The organism is Streptomyces sp. NPDC002577, from assembly GCF_053594815.1.
Genome location: NZ_JBSFWK010000004.1, coordinates 335076 through 351187, shown reverse-complemented (window position 1 = coordinate 351187; position 16112 = coordinate 335076). Strand labels below are relative to the sequence as shown.

Sequence of the window (16112 nt, the reverse complement as noted above, 5' to 3'; positions counted from 1 at the left end):
AGGCATGGATCTGCACTTCGGCGACAGCAAGCCGACCGATGAGGAGCGGGCCGCGGTCGACGCGCTGCTCGGCCCGCCCGAGTCGGCGTGGGAGGGCGCCGACGACCGCACCGACGCCGACCTGAGGTGGGCGCGCGGGGGCCGCGAGGCGCGGGAGCGGCGCGATCTGCTGTTGCCGGGGCTGCACGCGGTCAACGACCGCGTGGGGTGGATCAGTGAGGGCGCCCTCGACTATCTGTGCCGACGGCTCACGGTGCCGCCGGCGGAGGCGTACGGGGTCGCCACGTTCTACTCGATGTTCTCGGTGCGTCCGCGGCCGGCAACTGTGCTGCACGTGTGTACGGATCTGGCGTGTGCGGCCGCGGGGGCGGCGGAGGTGTGCGCCGGGGTCGAAGCGCGGTTGGGGGTGGGCAGCGGGGTCTCGGTGGAGCGGAGCCCGTGTCTGGGGTTGTGTGAGCGGGCGCCGGCGGCGTTGGTGGTGCGGGCGGGGGCGCCTGCGAAAGATTCAGCCCCTCCGGCGTTTGAGGAGCGGGGGTCCGGGGGCCCCGGCGCGGTCTGGGGCGGAGCCCCGGTTTCGGGAAGGGGCGGGGTGGGGGAATCCTCCTATGCGACCGCCGTCGTCGCCCCGGCCACCGTAGGCGCCACCGTGACCGCGGCCACCACCCCGGACGCCGCCCCCACCGAACCCCCCGCCGCCATGGCCGTCCCCCAGGCCGGCCAAAACGGCCTGGTCCTCCTCCGCCGCACAGGCGTAGTAGACCCCACCTCGCTGGACGACTACCGCGCCCACGGCGGCTACGAGGCGCTACGCCGAGCCTTCGCCATCGGCCCGGCAGGCGTGATCCGCGAAGTCACCGACGCGGGCCTCGTAGGCCGAGGCGGCGCCGCCTTCCCCACCGGCGTCAAGTGGAGGGCCACCGCCTCCCAGCCCGACCACCCCCACTACCTCGTCTGCAACGCCGACGAATCAGAGCCCGGCACCTTCAAGGACCGGGTGATCATGGAGGGCGACCCGTACGCCCTCATCGAGGCCATGACGATCGCGGGATACGCGGTAGGCGCACACAAGGGCTACCTGTACCTGCGCGGCGAGTACCCGCGCGCCCTGCGCAGGCTGACCCACGCCATCACGCAGGCACGCGCGCGTGGCCTCCTCGGCGACGACGTGCTCGGCCAGGGCTACGCCTTCGACATCGAGATCCGCCGCGGCGCGGGCGCGTACATCTGCGGTGAGGAAACGGCCCTGTTCAACTCGATCGAGGGCTACCGGGGAGAGCCCCGCTCGAAGCCCCCGTTCCCCGTCGAGAAGGGCCTGTTCGGCAAGCCGACGGCCGCGAACAACGTGGAGACGCTGGTGAACGTCCTGCCGATCCTCACGTTGGGCGCCCAGGCGTACGCCGCGATCGGCACGGAGAAGTCGACGGGCCCCAAGCTGTTCTGCGTCTCGGGGAGCGTCGCCCGCCCCGGCATCTACGAGCTGCCGTTCGGCGCCACGCTCGGCGACCTCCTCGACCTCGCGGGCAAGCCGGACAACCTCCGGGCGGTACTGCTGGGCGGCGCCGCGGGCGGCTTCGTACGCCCCGACGAGCTGGACATCCCGCTCACGTTCGAAGGGACCCGCGAGGCCGGTACGACGCTCGGCTCCGGAGTCGTCCTGGCACTGGACGACACCGTGCCGCTCCCGCGCATCCTCCTCCGCATCGCCGAGTTCTTCCGCGACGAGTCGTGCGGCCAGTGCGTGCCGTGCCGGGTGGGCACCGTCCGCCAGGAGGAGGCGCTGCACCGGATCACGGAGCGCACCGGTACCGCGGCGGCCGACGACATCGCGCTGCTGCGCGAGGTGGGCCGCGCCATGCGGGACGCCTCGATCTGCGGTCTCGGCCAGACCGCCTGGAACGCCGTGGAGTCGGCGATCGACCGCCTGGGAGCGTACGAATGACCGCCGCGGAATCCGCCATCGGCCGCCTTGGGGCCCGCACGCCCGGGGGCCTGCACATGACGACCACCGACTGCCTGGGGGCGTACACATGACCGCCATACCACTGGGCCCGCCGCGCCGCCTTGTCGAGTTCACGCTGGACGGGCAGGAGGCCAGGGTCCCCGAGGGCTCGACGATCCTCGACGCGTGCCGGGCGGCGGGCAAGGACATTCCGACCCTCTGCCAGGGCGACACGCTCACCCCGAAGAACGCGTGCCGCGTGTGCGTGGTCGAGGTGGAGGGCGCCCGCACCCTCGCCCCGGCCTGCTCGCGCAAGGCCGAGCCGGGCATGGAGGTGCGCACCGACACCGAACGCGCCCGCCACAGCCGCAAGATCGTCCTCGAACTCCTCGCCTCCTCGGTCGACTTGTCGACCACACCGAAGGTCGCCGGGTGGATCAAGGAGTACGAGGCGAAGCCGGACCGCTTCGGCCCGGACGCGGCACGCCTCAACGAGGAACCGAAGATCGACAACGATCTGTACGTGCGCGACTACGACAAGTGCATCCTCTGCTACAAGTGCGTCGACGCCTGCGGCGACCAGTGGCAGAACACCTTCGCGATCTCCGTCGCGGGCCGCGGCTTCGACGCCCGTATCGCCGTGGAGAACGACGCGCCGCTGACCGACTCGGCGTGTGTGTACTGCGGCAACTGCATCGAGGTGTGCCCCACGGGAGCCCTGTCGTTCAAGTCGGAGTTCGACATGCGGGCAGCAGGTACCTGGGACGAGTCGGCCCAGACCGAGACGACGACCGTCTGCGCGTACTGCGGAGTGGGCTGCAACCTCACGTTGCACGTGCAGGACAATGAGATCGTGAAGGTAACGTCGCCGCACGACAACCCGGTGACCCACGGCAACCTCTGTATCAAGGGCCGCTTCGGCTACCAGCACGTGCAGAACCGGGACTGATCGAGACATGGGGCTTGAGACATGGGACGCGTCACCGAACGACGGCGGGTGATACGGATCCGGGACGGGGCCGTGAGCACCCGCCCGGACACACTCGTCGCCGAGGAACCCCTCGAGATCCGGCTGAACGGCAAGCCCCTCGCCATCACCATGCGCACCCCGGGCGACGACTTCGCGCTCGCGGCGGGCTTCCTGGTGAGCGAGGGGGTGCTGGGCACGGCGGCCGAGCTGCAGAACATCGTCTACTGCGCGGGGGCCACGGCGGACGGCTCGAACACGTACAACGTGGTCGACGTGAAGCTGGCGCCGGGCGTGCCCGTCCCGGACATCACCCTTGAACGCAACGTCTACACCACCTCCTCGTGCGGCCTGTGCGGCAAGGCCAGCCTGGACGCGGTGCGGACCACCGCCCGCTGGCCCATCGACGACACAGGCGACGGCAGCGCTCCCCCGGTCCGGCTCGAACCCGAGCTGCTCGCGAGCCTCCCCGACCGGCTGCGCGCCGCTCAGCGGGTCTTCGACCGGACCGGGGGCCTGCACGCGGCGGCACTGTTCACGGAGGACGGGGAGCTGCTCGACATACGCGAGGACGTGGGCCGCCACAACGCGGTCGACAAGCTGGTCGGGCGCGCCCTGCAGAACGACGGCCTGCCCCTGTCCCGCACGATCCTGCTGGTCTCCGGCCGGGCCTCGTTCGAGCTCGCCCAGAAGGCCGTGATGGCCGGCATCCCGGTCCTGGCCGCGGTCTCCGCCCCGTCCTCGCTCGCCGTCGACCTCGCCGCCGAGACGGGCCTGACCCTGGTCGGCTTCCTGCGGGGCGCCTCCATGAACGTGTACGCGGGTGAGCACCGCATCGCCCTGCGGGCCGCGGCCGCCCAGGGCTGACCGGCTCCCCGCTGCACGGCGGCGGGGCCCCGGCCGACGGGGAGCGCCCCCTGCGCCGGCCGGGCCCTGCCTCACCGGCGCCGAGCCACGTGACGGCGCTCGCCTTGAAAGGGCCCGTTTACGGCGGTCCAGTGTCCGGGTCGACGACAGTCAGCGGCAGGAGGCCGACCTCGCCGTAGTGCCGCAAGGCGTGGATGGACAGGCCACTGAGAAGCGCGAGGCTGCCGATACTCAGAAGGTTGTCGTTGCTCGCTCGAACAGCGTCGGGTTTCGGGTTGCCCGAGAGTCAACCGCCGCCGGTCGCCCGCGCCCGCGAAAGGGCCCGACCGGTCCGCCCGCCGGGAAGTGTCACCGTCCCGGGTCTGCCATCCGGCTCACGACGACTCGCGCACCACAAGCTGCGTAGGCAGAACAACGTGCTGACGCGGCGCTTCGGAATCGCTGATCTCTTCCAGGAGGAGGTGGGCGATGGTGCTGCCGATCTCCTCGACGGGCTGGCGCACGCTGGTGAGGGGCGGATTGCTGTGGCGGGCGATGATGGAGTCGTCGAAGCCGACCACGGCCACGTCGTCCGGGATGCCGCGTCCGGCCCGGCGCAGTTCCAGCATGGCGCCGACGGCCATGACGTCGGACGCCACGAACACGGCGTCGAGGTCCGGGGCCTGTTCGAGAAGTGAACGCATGGCGATCCCGCCTCCCTCCTCGGTGAAGTCGCCCGTGGCCACGAGCTCATCCCCGGCCGGACGACCCGCTTCCGTAAGGGCCTCGCGCCAGCCCTGAAGCCTGCTGCGAGCCACGTCCATGTCCAGCGGCCCGGCGATCGTGGCCACCTTCGAGCGTCCGCCTGACAGCAGGTGCCGCACGGCTGCAGCAGCCCCGCCCGTGTTGTCCGAGTGGACGTGGGTCAGCGACTCGCTGGGGCCCCGGCGACCGGCCAGCACGGTGGGCAGGCCCAGGTCCTCGAGGAGCCCCGGCAGGGGATCGTGCTCGTGCACGGACACCAGGAGCACACCGTCCACGCGGCGCTCCGCGACCGATTCGGTGAGCTGGTCGCGTTCCTGCTGGTCACGGACGAGCACGAGCTGCAGCTGCGTCCTGGTCTCGGCGAGCGCGGCGCTGACACCGCGGATGACCGCCGAGAAGTACGGTTCCGAGCCGAGGCGGCTCTCCGACTCGGGTATGACCAGGGCCACCGAGTTGGTCTTGCTCGTCACGAGGCCTCGGGCCACGGAGTTGGGTACGTACTGGAGCTCGGCGATGGCGGCCAGTACCGCGGCCCTGGCCTTCTCGCTGACGAGTTCGGAGCCGTTGATGACTCGTGAAACGGTGGTCCGACCGACCCCGGCTCGCGCGGCCACGGTCTTGATCGTCGGCCGCTGCCTTCCCCCCATGGCTCCTCCCTCGCCGCCGTGCCGTGGGGACGGCGTTCAGCTGGGCATTGTGCCAGACGGGGTGGCGGGGATCCGTCACCTTGGCGGCGATGCTCAGCCTACATCTCCTGAAAGAAAGTCAGTTCACCTCCTTGACACAGGTGTTGGGGGCGACGACGCTTCGGGAAACTTGGTGGGTACGTTCCCATCCACGATTGGGAACGTACCCAGTAGACAAATCGGGCCGCTGAGCGGGCCGTACGGCTGGTAGTTCCGGCGCGTCGACGCCGCCGCTAGGAGGACGGAATGAGCAGGCTCCGCAAGCAGTTACGTACAAGAATCGTTGGGGCAGTCTCGGCTGTGACGGTCCTGGGCATGGTCGTGGGCTGCGGTGGGGGCAGCGACACGGGGACCGGCGGGGGCCGGAAGGACGGCAAGGTCACCATCACCATGGGGCTCTTCGGCGTCATGGGCTTCAAGGAGACCGGCCTCCTCGAGAAATACATGAAGCTGCACCCGGACGTCGTCATCAAGGCGGACGTCGCCGGTGACGAGCAGACCTACTACACCGCCCTGCAGACGCACCTGGCCGCCGGCAGTGGTCTGAAGGACATCCAGGGCATAGAGATCGGCCGTGCCAAGGAACTGGTCGACACGCAGAAGGACAAGTTCGTCGACTTCTCGGACGTCGCCGGAACCGACCACTTCCTACCCTGGAAGCTCAGCCAGGTCACCGCACCGGACAAGAAGGTGATCGGGCTCGGCACGGACATCGGCCCGATGGCGGTCTGCTACCGCAAGGACTTCTTCGAGGAGGCAGGACTGCCCACCGACCGCGGCGAGGTCGCGAAGCTCTGGGAGGACGGCTGGTCGCAGTACGTCGAGGCGGGCAAGCGCTTCAAGAAGAACACGAAGAGCAAGGTCGCCTTCATGGACAGCTCCAGCGGCCTGTTCAACGCCATGATCTACGGCAGTTCGGAGCAGTTCTACGACAAGAGCGGCGAGCTCGTCTACGCGAAGAACCCGGTGGTGAAGGATGCCTGGGGCCTGGCGTCCGATGCGGCCACGTCCGGGCTGACCGCCAAGCTCCGGCAGTTCCAGCCCGGTTGGGACCCCGGCCTCGCCAACAGCACGTTCGCCAGCACGGTGTGCCCCGCCTGGATGCTCGGCCACATCAGCGAGAAGGCCGGGCCGAAGAACAAGGGCAAGTGGGACGTGGCCAAAGCACCACAGGGCGCCAACTGGGGCGGATCGTTCCTCGGCGTCATGGAGCAGAGTCCGGTCAAGAAGGAGGCGAAGGAACTCGTCGCCTGGCTCACGGCTCCCGAGCAGCAGGCCTACATCTTCGAGAAGATCGGCAACTTCCCGTCGTCCGAGGCCGCGTTGAAGATGCCCGAAGTTGCCGACGCGAAGTCCGACTACTTCAGCGGGGCGCCCATCGGCGAGATTTTCGGCGATGCGGCCAAGGAGATCCCCGACGAGCAGGTGCTCGGCCGCAAGGACGGCACCATCAAGGACATCTTCTCGCAGGGACTGACGCTGATCGAGGCGCAGAACAAGAGCCCGGAAGAGGCCTGGAAGACCTCTGACGAACGCATCAAGAAGGCTGCCGGCTGAGCGTTCCGCCCCTTCGCCGCAGGCGCCCGGCGACGCGCATCCCGCGTGGCCGCCGGGCCCTCGGCCCCACCCGCTTCGAAGGAAGGATGCCTTCCGGTGGCCACCTCCACCTCGACGCCCCAGGGCGGTGCCCTCGGTACCGCTCCCCCGGCCGGGAACCGCGCGAGCGGGGACCGCCAGGGTCGGCGGAACCTGCTGCACCGCCTCGACCTGCGTGGCGCGCCGTACGCGTTCGTCGCCCCGTTCTTCGTGGTCTTCGCAGCCTTCAGTTTCTACCCGCTGATCTACACGTCCTGGATCTCGCTCCATCACGTCGAAATGTCGTCGATGAACCTGATGGAGTGGGTCGCCTTCGACAACTACACGGCCCTGTGGCACGACGACCGTTTCTGGAACGCGCTGGCCAACACCGTCACCATCGGTGTGATCTCAACCGTTCCGCAGCTGATGATGGCCCTGGGCCTGGCCCATCTGCTCAACTACAAGCTGCGTGGTTCGACGTTCTTCCGCGTCGCGGCCCTGACTCCGTACGCGACGTCGGTCGGGGCCGCCGCCCTCGTGTTCACGATGCTCTTCGAGCGCGACTTCGGCATGATCAACTGGCTGCTGAGCCTGGTCGGCGTGGACCACGTCGACTGGGAGAACAACAAGTGGGCCGCGCAGACGGCGATCTCCACCATCGTGATCTGGCGCTGGACCGGCTACAACGCCCTGCTGTACCTCGCGGCCATGCAGGCCGTGCCGCGGGACCGCTACGAGGCGGCCGCCATCGACGGCGCCTCCCGTTGGCAGCAGTTCCTCAAGGTCACCGTGCCGGGTATCCGCTCGACCATCGTCTTCACCATCGTGCTGTCGACGATCGGCGCAACACAGCTCTTCGGTGAGCCGCTGATCTTCGGCCAGGGTCCCAACGGCATCACGGGCGGCGCGGACAACCAGTACCAGACGCTGGGTCTGCTGCTGTACGAGGAGGGCTGGAAGAACTACCAGATGGGACGGGCCGCCACCGTCGCCTGGGCCATGTTCCTGCTGCTCATCCTCGTCTTCGTCGTCCAGCAAGTCCTCAAGCGCGTCCTGTCGCGCAGGTCCTGACCAGGAGCCCTCCATGACCACTGACAGCATCCGGGTCCGGACGGCGGACGCACACCTCGGCACCGCCCCCGACGGCACGCCGTCCGGCCGACGCCTCCCACGTCTGTCACTGCGCCAGCGGGCCGGCCGCCAGCACCACGCGGGGCCCGTCACCTACGTGCTGCTCGGCCTGGCCGCGCTGTTCTCCCTCTTCCCGCTCTACTGGACGATGGTGGCGGCGTCGAGCGACAACACACGCGTGACGCAGACGCCCCCGCCCTTCCTGCCCGGCCCACATCTGTTCGAGAACCTGGGCAAGGCCTGGCAGGACGCAGCACTCGGCAAGGCCATGGTCAACAGCCTCATCGTGGCCGGGGTCATCGCCCTGTCCACCGTGCTGTTCGCCACGCTGGCCGGGTTCGCCTTCGCCAAGCTGCGCTTCAAGGGGCGCAACATCCTGCTGATGCTGGTGATCGGGACGATGATGATCCCGCCCCAACTCGGTGTCGTTCCGTTGTTCATGATGATGGCGGAGCTGGGGTGGGGGCAGAAGCTGCCCGCCGTCATCTTCCCCACACTCGTCAGCGCGGTCGGCGTGTTCTTCATGCGGCAGTACCTCTCCGAAGCCCTGCCCGACGAACTGGTCGAGGCGGGGCGCGTGGACGGCGCGCACTCGCTGCGCATCTTCTGGAGCATCGTGCTGCCCGTGGCGCGGCCGGCCATGGCCGTACTGTTCATGATCACGTTCGTGCACGCGTGGAACGACTTCTTCTGGCCGTTCATCGTGCTGGACATGAGCAACCCGACGGTCCCCGTCGCCCTCACGCAGCTCAGCGCGGGCTACGTTCGCGACCAGTCGCTGATCATGGCCGGTGCCCTGCTCGGCACCTTGCCCCTCCTCGCCATGTTCGTCGTCTTCGGGCGGCAGATCGTCGGCGGGATCATGCAGGGCGCGGTCAAGGGCTGAGCCCGTCCGAATCGCCGCGGACGCCCTCCGATCCACGCGTCTCGCCTCCCTAACACTCCACCTCAACCGGAAGGACCTCCGTGACCACCGAAACCCGACGTGCCGCGCCCGCCCCGCGGAACGCCGCCGCCCGTACGTTTCCCCTGGGGTTCACCTGGGGTACGGCGACCGCCGCGTACCAGATCGAGGGTGCCGCCGCCGAGGACGGCCGCACCCCCTCCATCTGGGACACCTACTCCCACACTCCGGGCAGGGTTCGCAACGGAGACACCGGCGACGTGGCCTGCAACCACTACCACCGCTGGCGCGAGGACGTCCGGATCATGGCCGACCTCGGCGTGAGCGCCTACCGCTTCTCGCTGTCCTGGTCGCGCGTGCAGCCGACCGGCCGCGGCCCCGCGGTCCAAAAGGGCCTCGACTTCTACCGTCGGCTGACCGACGCCCTGCTCGAGAAGGGCATCCAGCCGGTGGTCACCCTCTACCACTGGGACCTGCCACAGGAGTTGGAGGACGCAGGCGGCTGGCCGGAGCGGGTCACCGCCGACCGGTTCGCCGAGTACGCCTCCCTGGCCGCGCGGGCGCTCGGGGACAGGGTCAGGACCTGGACGACCCTCAACGAGCCCTGGTGCAGCGCCTTCCTCGGATACGCGTCGGGCGTGCACGCACCCGGACGCACCGATCCGGTGGCGGCTCTGCGTGCGGCGCACCATCTCAACCTCGCGCATGGCAAGGCGGTTCAGGCGCTGCGCGCGGAGCTCCCCGCCACCGCACAGACGTCTATCACCCTCAATCTCCACCACGTCCGCTCCCTCATCGACGGCGCGGAGGACAAGGAGGCGGCCCGCCGCATCGACGCGCTGGGCAACCGGATCTTCACCGGTCCGCAGCTGGAAGGCCGTTACCCGGAGGACCTCCTGCAGGACACCGCCCGCCTCACCGACTGGTCCTTCGTGCACGACGGAGACACCGCCCAGATCCACCAGCCGCTGGACTTCCTGGGCGTCAACTACTACACACCCACCCTCGTGTCGGCCGCGACCGGCGAGGGCAGCCACGGTGCCGACGGCCACGGGCGCAGCGACCACAGCCCCTGGCCCGGCGCCGACGACGTGGCCTTCCACCGCCCGCCGGGTGACACGACGACGATGGGCTGGGCGGTGGACCCCAGTGGTCTGTACGACCTGCTGCTGCGGCTGAAGGCCGACTTCCCCGCACTCCCGCTGATGATCACCGAGAACGGCGCGGCCTTCGACGACTACGTCGACCCGACGGGTCGCGTCGTCGACCCGGACCGTATCGCGTATCTGCGGGGCCACCTCACGGCCGTGCACCGGGCGATCGAGGCGGGCGTCGACGTCCGCGGCTACTTCCTGTGGTCCCTGCTGGACAATTTCGAGTGGGGCTACGGCTACAGCAAGCGGTTCGGCGCCGTCTACGTCGACTACCCGACCGGGAAGCGCATTCCCAAGGCAAGCGCCAAGTGGTACGCCGACGTGGCCCGCTCGGGAAGGCTGGAGGCCGCGGACGACGACGCCCGGTGACGGGGTTCCGGGCCGCCTACCGGGCGGACGCTCCCGTCAGCTGCGGCGCCCGGATGGCCTGAGGCGGCCGGGCAGCGGGCCCCAGACGACGACTGCACCCGCGTAGCAGGCGTGAACGGGGCGGTTGGTCCATGACCGCCGCCCCGAGGTCCTCCGAGGGCCGCCTCCGCATCAGCGCCGCACGCCCCGGCGCACCGAGTGCGCGGCAGACTCGGCACCTGCCTGCGATCCGGCCCGCTCGGCGCTTGGTTCGCGGCGTGTGTGCTGCCGCGGCCCCGGTGGGCGAGGCGCACCCCTTACGCAGGGGACGTCCCGGTTACGCGGGCGGCACCCCGGGTTCGGCGTACGGCGTCCCAGACACTCCGTACCCCCACCCTTCAGCGATCTCCACGAGCCGCTCCGGCAACCCGGAGCAGTCCGTCGCAGTCCGGGCCTCCTGAATCCGCCCGGACCGGATCTTCTCGCTCCAGTCGCCGATGTGCGGCCGGAAGTCGCCGTGGTCCTTCGAGCCGTAGTCGAGCATCGCCTGCTCCCACTCGATCCCGAGGTAGGTACATATGCGGCGGGTCTCCCGCTCGGGGTCGGCGGTGAGGTCCTCGTACGCGACCGTGACGCCGTCGAGCGCCTCCTGCGCCTCCTCCAGGCGCTCGGCGTACTGCAACACCTCGGCGTGGATCGCGTCCCGGTCGGGGTCCTGGCGGCGGGCGGTCAGCGACTCCACGACGGCTGCCGGATGGCGGACCAGAAAGATGTAGCGGGCCTGAGGCCAGGCACGGAGAAGCCGGGGCCACATGAGGGTGTTGGCCGGGGTCTTGTCGACGATGAGGTCCTTGCCGCTGCGCTCGAGCGCGTGGCCCAGCACACGATCCCAGAGCATGTGCTCCAACTCCTCGCGGTCCAGACCCAGTTCGCGCATGGCGGTGACCGTGAAGTCGCGGTCCTGGCGGACGTGGAGGGTGCGCAGGTGCATCTCGTGCGGCGCCCGGATCCGAGAGTGGCTGTTGAGCAGGACCCGCAGCAGCGTGGAGCCGGACCGGACGGAGGAGAGCAGGAACACCGGGGACTCGACGAGGCGGCGCGCGCGTTCCACCGGCGGACCGTCGGGACCGGAATCAGGCTGGGCGGGAATCCCGTCGAGAGGCTGCTCCTGCGCCGGCCTGGGAGCCGGCGGCTTGCCGGCCGGCGGCTTGAGCGCCTCGCCGAGCAGTCTGCCTCTGCGCCGCAGCCCCTTGCGTACGGCGTCCCAACGGGGGTCCTGCACGATGGTGCCACCTTTCCCTGATCGTGATCCTTCGGCCCCTGGCCCACTGCAGCCTCAGCCGTCCCCCCGTCTGGGACACCTCATTGGGTCGAAGAGAATTCCTGGTTAATCACAGGCAAATCGGAGACGGCGCATCGTGCACACAGTCAGCAGGGCCCAGGGCCCGCCGCGTGCATTGGCAATTCCCCTGACGCACGGTTCTTGTGGGCCCGAAGGGCCCCAAGTAGCTTTTATAGGGCGCACGTTGGACGTGGGATGTCCAGATGTCCGAATGACGTGAAGGGCAGGTCGCTCCATGCCGTCATATGTCCGTGCACGCCCCAGAACCTCCACATCCCCCACAGCGAGCAGAACCCCCAGAACACTGAGAGCGCGCAGACCGCTCCGTGCCCTCGTCACCGCCCTGGCGGCCCTGACCCTCGCCGCGCTTCCCGCACCGGGATACGCGCAGGCCGGCTCGGCGGATGCGGTGCCCCAGACCACGGGGAGCTTCGAGCAGCAGGTGCTCTTCAAAGCCTCACAGGACCCCGGCTACGCGTGTTTCCGGATACCCGCCATCGTGAAGACGACGAAGGGAACCCTGGTCGCCTTCGCCGAGGGCCGGGTCAACGACTGCAGCGACGCCGGCGACATCGACCTCGTGGTCAAGCGCTCCACCGACGGCGGCCGCACCTGGGGCCCGTTACAGGTGGTCAACGAGGGCGCGGGCGACACCCACGGCAATCCGGCGCCCATCGTGGACCGCAAAACCGGCCGGATCGTCCTCGCCGAGACGTACAACACGGGCCGCACGGACGGCCACAACTGCTCCGTGCCCTGCGACCGCACGCCGCACATGCAGTACAGCGACGACGACGGCCTCACGTGGTCGGCACCGCGCGACCTGAGCGACGAGATCCTGCCGGCCGACTGGAACTCCTGGTACGCGACCGGACCGGTGCACGGCATCCAGCTGACCCACGGCAAGCACGCGGGCCGTCTGGTCTTCGGCGTCAACGCCGAGACGTGGAACGGCAGCCGTGTCACCGCCAACCACGCCGCCCTCATGGCCAGCGACGACGGCGGCGACCACTGGAGGATCGGCGCGAAGGACACATGGCCGATCGCCGACGACGGCACGTTCAGGCAGAAGCCCTCCGAGATGACGCTCACCGAGCGAGCGGACGGCACGATCTACGTCAGCGGCCGCGAACAGGACGGCACCGACCTCGGCCACCGCACGCACGCTGTCAGCCGCGACGGCGGCGACAGCTTCGCCACGCCGCTCCGCGACATCCCCGACCTCTACACCCCGCAGGTGCAGGGCTCGACGCTGCGGCTCGGCGACCGGATGCTGCTCGCCTGCCCCGGCGACCCGGACCGCCGCCGGACCATGATGATCCGCTCCTCCTACGACGGCGGCCGCACCTGGGACAGCGTCGACCGCGGCACGGTCGTGACCACCGACTGGTCCGGCTACTCGGACATGGTGCGGATCGACGACAGCACAGTGGGCCTGATGTACGAGGGCGGAGCGGTCGACGCGCGCGACGAGATCCGCTTCGCCCGGTTCACCGAGGACTGGCTGCAGCCTCGCCGCGGACCCGACCCGACCACCGCCGACCTGGCACCGGGCGCGCACCGCGCAGCCGTGCTCGGAGGCGCGGAAGAGACGCAGGGCCGGTTCGGCGGCGCGATCAGCTTCGACGGCACGGACGACGCCGTACGACTCCCCTACCGCGACAGCCTTCCGCTCGGCGCCAGGGACTTCACCGCGTCCCTGTGGTTCCGCTACACCGCCACCGGCGGCGAGCAGCCGCTGCTGTGGATGGGCGGGGTCGGCACGACGCAGCCGCAGGTGTGGCTGCGCGGTGAGCCCGCGTCCAACCGCATCACCGGCCTGATCACCACGCGCGATGGCGCCGCGGCCCCGACGTCCGCGTCCGTGCGCACCACAGGCGCGTACAACGACGGCCAGTGGCACCATCTGGCGCTGCGCCGCGGCGGAGGGCAGCTGACTCTGTTCATCGACGGTACGCAGATCAGCACCGCGGACATACCGGGCTCCGTCAGCCGCAACTCCCCCTTCGGCGTGCACATCGGCCAGAAGCTCGACAGCCGGGCGTACTTCACCGGGGCGATCGACGACGTACGCGTCTACGACCGGGCGTTGAGCGACGCGGAGCTGGACGGGCTGGGCACTGCCGACTCCCCGATCAGCCAGGAATCCCAGGACACGGTCCTGTGGCTGCCCATGGACAGGATCAGCGGCGATCACTGACGATCGGAGGCGATCGCTGACGATCGGAGGCGATCGCTGACGATCAGAGGCGACCCCTGACGTCCGGACGTCAGCCGGAACGTGTCGCCGTACCGGCCGCGGTTCGTCGAGCCGCGGCCGGCGGCGGAGTCGTGGTGGGTGCCGCCTCCGGGTCCCTGGCGCGGCGGCCCGCGATCACGGCGCAGACCATGAGCTGCATCTGGTGGAAGAGCATCAGCGGCAGCACGGCCAGCGAGGCGTGCGCGCCGAACAGCACGCTCGCCATGGGAAGCCCGGAGGCGAGGGACTTCTTGGAGCCGGCGAACTGGATCGCGATCCGGTCGGCCCGGTCGAAGCCCAGCCGCTTGCTGCCGTACCAGGTGAGCGCGAGCATCACCGCGAGCAGCACGGCTTCCACACCGAGCAGCGCGGCGAGCCTGAGCGGGGTCACCTGGTGCCAGATGCCCTGCACCATGCCCTCGCTGAAGGCCGTGTAGACGACGAGCAGGATCGAGGCACGGTCCACCTTGCCGAGGACCTTCTTGTGCCGCGCGACGAAACCTCCGATCCACGGGCGCAGGAGCTGCCCGGCCAGGAACGGCACCAGCAGCTGCAGCACGATGTTCACCAGCGAGTCCGCCGAGAACCCGCCGCCCGTGCTGCCGAGGAGCACTGCCGCGAGCAGCGGCGTCAGGACGATTCCGGCGAGCGAGGAGAAGGACCCCGCGCAGATCGCGGCAGGCACGTTGCCGCGCGCGACCGAGGTGAAGGCGATCGACGACTGGACCGTCGACGGGACGAGCGTGAGAAAGAGGAAGCCGCTGTAGAGGGCGGGCGTCAGCACATACGGGACGAGCCCCCTGGCCGCGACTCCGAGCACCGGGAAGACGACGAACGTGCAGGCCAGGATCGTGAGGTGGAGCCGCCAGTGGCGCAGTCCGTCGAGCGCCTCGCGGGTGGACAACCGCACGCCGTAGAGGAAGAACAGCAGCGCCACGGCGGCCGCGGAGGCGCCCGATGCGACATCGGCGGCGGTGCCCCGCGCGGGGAGGAGAGCGGCGACGGCCACCGTCCCGAGCAACGCCAGGATGTACGGGTCGATCGGCAGCCGGCTCGGCCACTGCAGGCGTTTCACGGTGCTCCATGTTCCTCGGGGTGCGGGACGTGCCCTCTCCATCATCCTCTTGATCAGCGTGATCGGGAATCCGCTATACCGCTCTGACCGTCATCACGAATCGCGATGAGCCCGCGCTAGGCTGGGCCCTGTGTACGACCCGTCCCAGCTGCGTACGTTCCTGGCGGTGGCGCAGACGTTGAGCTTCACACAGGCCGCCCGCCGGCTCGGGCTGCGCCAGTCCACGGTGAGCCAGCACGTGCGGCGGCTCGAGGACGCCACGGGCCGGCAGTTGTTCAGCCGGGACACCCACTCCGTGGAGCTGACCGAGGACGGCGAGGCGATGCTCGGTTTCGCGCGCCGCATCCTGGAGGTCCACGAGCAGGCGTCGGCGTTCTTCACCGGCACTCGGCTGCGCGGCCGGCTGCGCTTCGGCGCCTCCGAGGACTTCGTCCTCACCCGGCTCCCGGAGATCCTGGAGTCCTTCCGCCACGACCATCCGGAAGTCGATCTGGAACTGACGGTCGAGCTGTCCGGCACGCTGCACGAGCAGCTCGCCGCCGGAAAACTCGACCTCGTGCTCGCCAAGCGGCGCCCGGAGGACCCCCGCGGCGAGACCGTCCGGCACGACAAACTCGTATGGATCGGGTCGGAACGGCTGCGCCTCGACCCGGACCGGCCGGTGCCGCTCATCGTGTACCCGCCACCGGGCATCACCCGCGCCCTGGCTCTGGAGGCGCTGGAGCGGCAGGGCCGCGCCTGGCGCGTCGTCTGCACGAGCGGCAGCCTCAACGGCCTGATCGCGGCGGCCCGCGCCGGTCTCGGCGTGATGGCCCACTCGCGGGGCCTGATCCCGCCGGGGCTGGTCCGCGTCCCGGACCGGGCGGGCCTGCCGGAGCTCGGCGAGGTCGACTTCGTCCTGGTCCACGGCCGGCGCCGGGCATCCGCGCACGCCGCGGCGGACGCGCTGGCGGCGGCGATCCTGACGGGCGGCGACCGGCTGAGCGGAGGCAGACGCTAGAGGCGGACGCCTGAGGCGGCACCGCGGCACCGTGCGGGGCACTTCAGGAACCGCCCACGCGCGTAGCAAGTCTGTACAGATTCAGTGGAGATTACGGCGCCGAAACTTACTGATCCGTAAGTATTCTGTCCCGACCCT

13 protein-coding genes are annotated in these 16112 nt (G+C 69.9%); 9 read left to right on the top strand and 4 right to left on the bottom strand.

The features are described 5' to 3' along the window. The first annotated feature begins 4 nt into the window (after window positions 1–4). The 3 genes from ACWD4J_RS09115 (at window position 5) to fdhD (ending at window position 3773) form a co-directional block, all read left to right on the top strand. Window positions 5–1939 carry an NAD(P)H-dependent oxidoreductase subunit E gene (locus ACWD4J_RS09115; RefSeq protein ID WP_451394650.1) on the top strand — a complete coding sequence of 645 codons (1935 nt, stop codon included), beginning with the start codon at window positions 5–7 and terminating at the stop codon, window positions 1937–1939. An 88-nt stretch (window positions 1940–2027) separates the two neighbouring features. After that, window positions 2028–2888, top strand: coding sequence for a 2Fe-2S iron-sulfur cluster-binding protein (locus ACWD4J_RS09110; protein ID WP_451394649.1), 861 nt, complete (start codon window positions 2028–2030; stop codon window positions 2886–2888). Between the two features lie 21 nt (window positions 2889–2909). After that, window positions 2910–3773: a formate dehydrogenase accessory sulfurtransferase FdhD gene (gene fdhD, locus ACWD4J_RS09105; protein WP_451394648.1), complete on the top strand. Its 864-nt coding sequence runs from the start codon at window positions 2910–2912 to the stop codon at window positions 3771–3773. A 118-nt stretch (window positions 3774–3891) separates the two neighbouring features. Here fdhD and ACWD4J_RS09100 read toward each other — a convergent pair whose 3' ends face one another. Continuing rightward, a complete protein-coding gene (locus ACWD4J_RS09100; RefSeq protein ID WP_451394728.1) occupies window positions 3892–4002 on the bottom strand; it encodes a hypothetical protein in 111 nt (36 codons plus the stop codon). A 145-nt stretch (window positions 4003–4147) separates the two neighbouring features. Beyond that, window positions 4148–5164, bottom strand: coding sequence for a LacI family DNA-binding transcriptional regulator (locus ACWD4J_RS09095; RefSeq protein WP_451394647.1), 1017 nt, complete (start codon window positions 5162–5164; stop codon window positions 4148–4150). 285 nt (window positions 5165–5449) lie between these two features. On the opposite strand from ACWD4J_RS09095, the gene ACWD4J_RS09090 reads away from it, so the two are divergent. The 4 genes from ACWD4J_RS09090 to ACWD4J_RS09075 all read left to right on the top strand — a co-directional run bounded on the left by ACWD4J_RS09090 (window position 5450) and on the right by ACWD4J_RS09075 (window position 10339). Next, window positions 5450–6760: an ABC transporter substrate-binding protein gene (locus ACWD4J_RS09090; RefSeq protein WP_451394646.1), complete on the top strand. Its 1311-nt coding sequence runs from the start codon at window positions 5450–5452 to the stop codon at window positions 6758–6760. A gap of 96 nt (window positions 6761–6856) precedes the next feature. After that, a complete protein-coding gene (locus tag ACWD4J_RS09085) occupies window positions 6857–7852 on the top strand; it encodes a carbohydrate ABC transporter permease (RefSeq protein ID WP_451394645.1) in 996 nt (331 codons plus the stop codon). A gap of 13 nt (window positions 7853–7865) precedes the next feature. Further along, complete coding sequence (locus tag ACWD4J_RS09080; RefSeq protein ID WP_451394644.1) at window positions 7866–8798, top strand: carbohydrate ABC transporter permease; 933 nt, start codon at window positions 7866–7868, stop codon at window positions 8796–8798. Between the two features lie 80 nt (window positions 8799–8878). Next, complete coding sequence (locus ACWD4J_RS09075) at window positions 8879–10339, top strand: GH1 family beta-glucosidase (protein WP_451394643.1); 1461 nt, start codon at window positions 8879–8881, stop codon at window positions 10337–10339. 316 nt (window positions 10340–10655) lie between these two features. Here ACWD4J_RS09075 and ACWD4J_RS09070 read toward each other — a convergent pair whose 3' ends face one another. Next, on the bottom strand, window positions 10656–11600 hold the full coding sequence (locus ACWD4J_RS09070; protein ID WP_451394642.1) for a sulfotransferase family protein: 945 nt from the start codon (window positions 11598–11600) through the stop codon (window positions 10656–10658). 295 nt (window positions 11601–11895) lie between these two features. On the opposite strand from ACWD4J_RS09070, the gene ACWD4J_RS09065 reads away from it, so the two are divergent. Next, window positions 11896–13860 carry an exo-alpha-sialidase gene (locus tag ACWD4J_RS09065; protein WP_451394641.1) on the top strand — a complete coding sequence of 655 codons (1965 nt, stop codon included), beginning with the start codon at window positions 11896–11898 and terminating at the stop codon, window positions 13858–13860. A 70-nt stretch (window positions 13861–13930) separates the two neighbouring features. Here ACWD4J_RS09065 and ACWD4J_RS09060 read toward each other — a convergent pair whose 3' ends face one another. Then, a complete protein-coding gene (locus ACWD4J_RS09060; protein WP_451394640.1) occupies window positions 13931–14974 on the bottom strand; it encodes a bile acid:sodium symporter family protein in 1044 nt (347 codons plus the stop codon). A gap of 130 nt (window positions 14975–15104) precedes the next feature. Here ACWD4J_RS09060 and ACWD4J_RS09055 point away from each other — a divergent pair, with 130 nt between their 5' ends. After that, a complete protein-coding gene (locus ACWD4J_RS09055) occupies window positions 15105–15974 on the top strand; it encodes a LysR substrate-binding domain-containing protein (protein WP_451394639.1) in 870 nt (289 codons plus the stop codon). The last annotated feature ends 138 nt before the right edge of the window (window positions 15975–16112 follow it).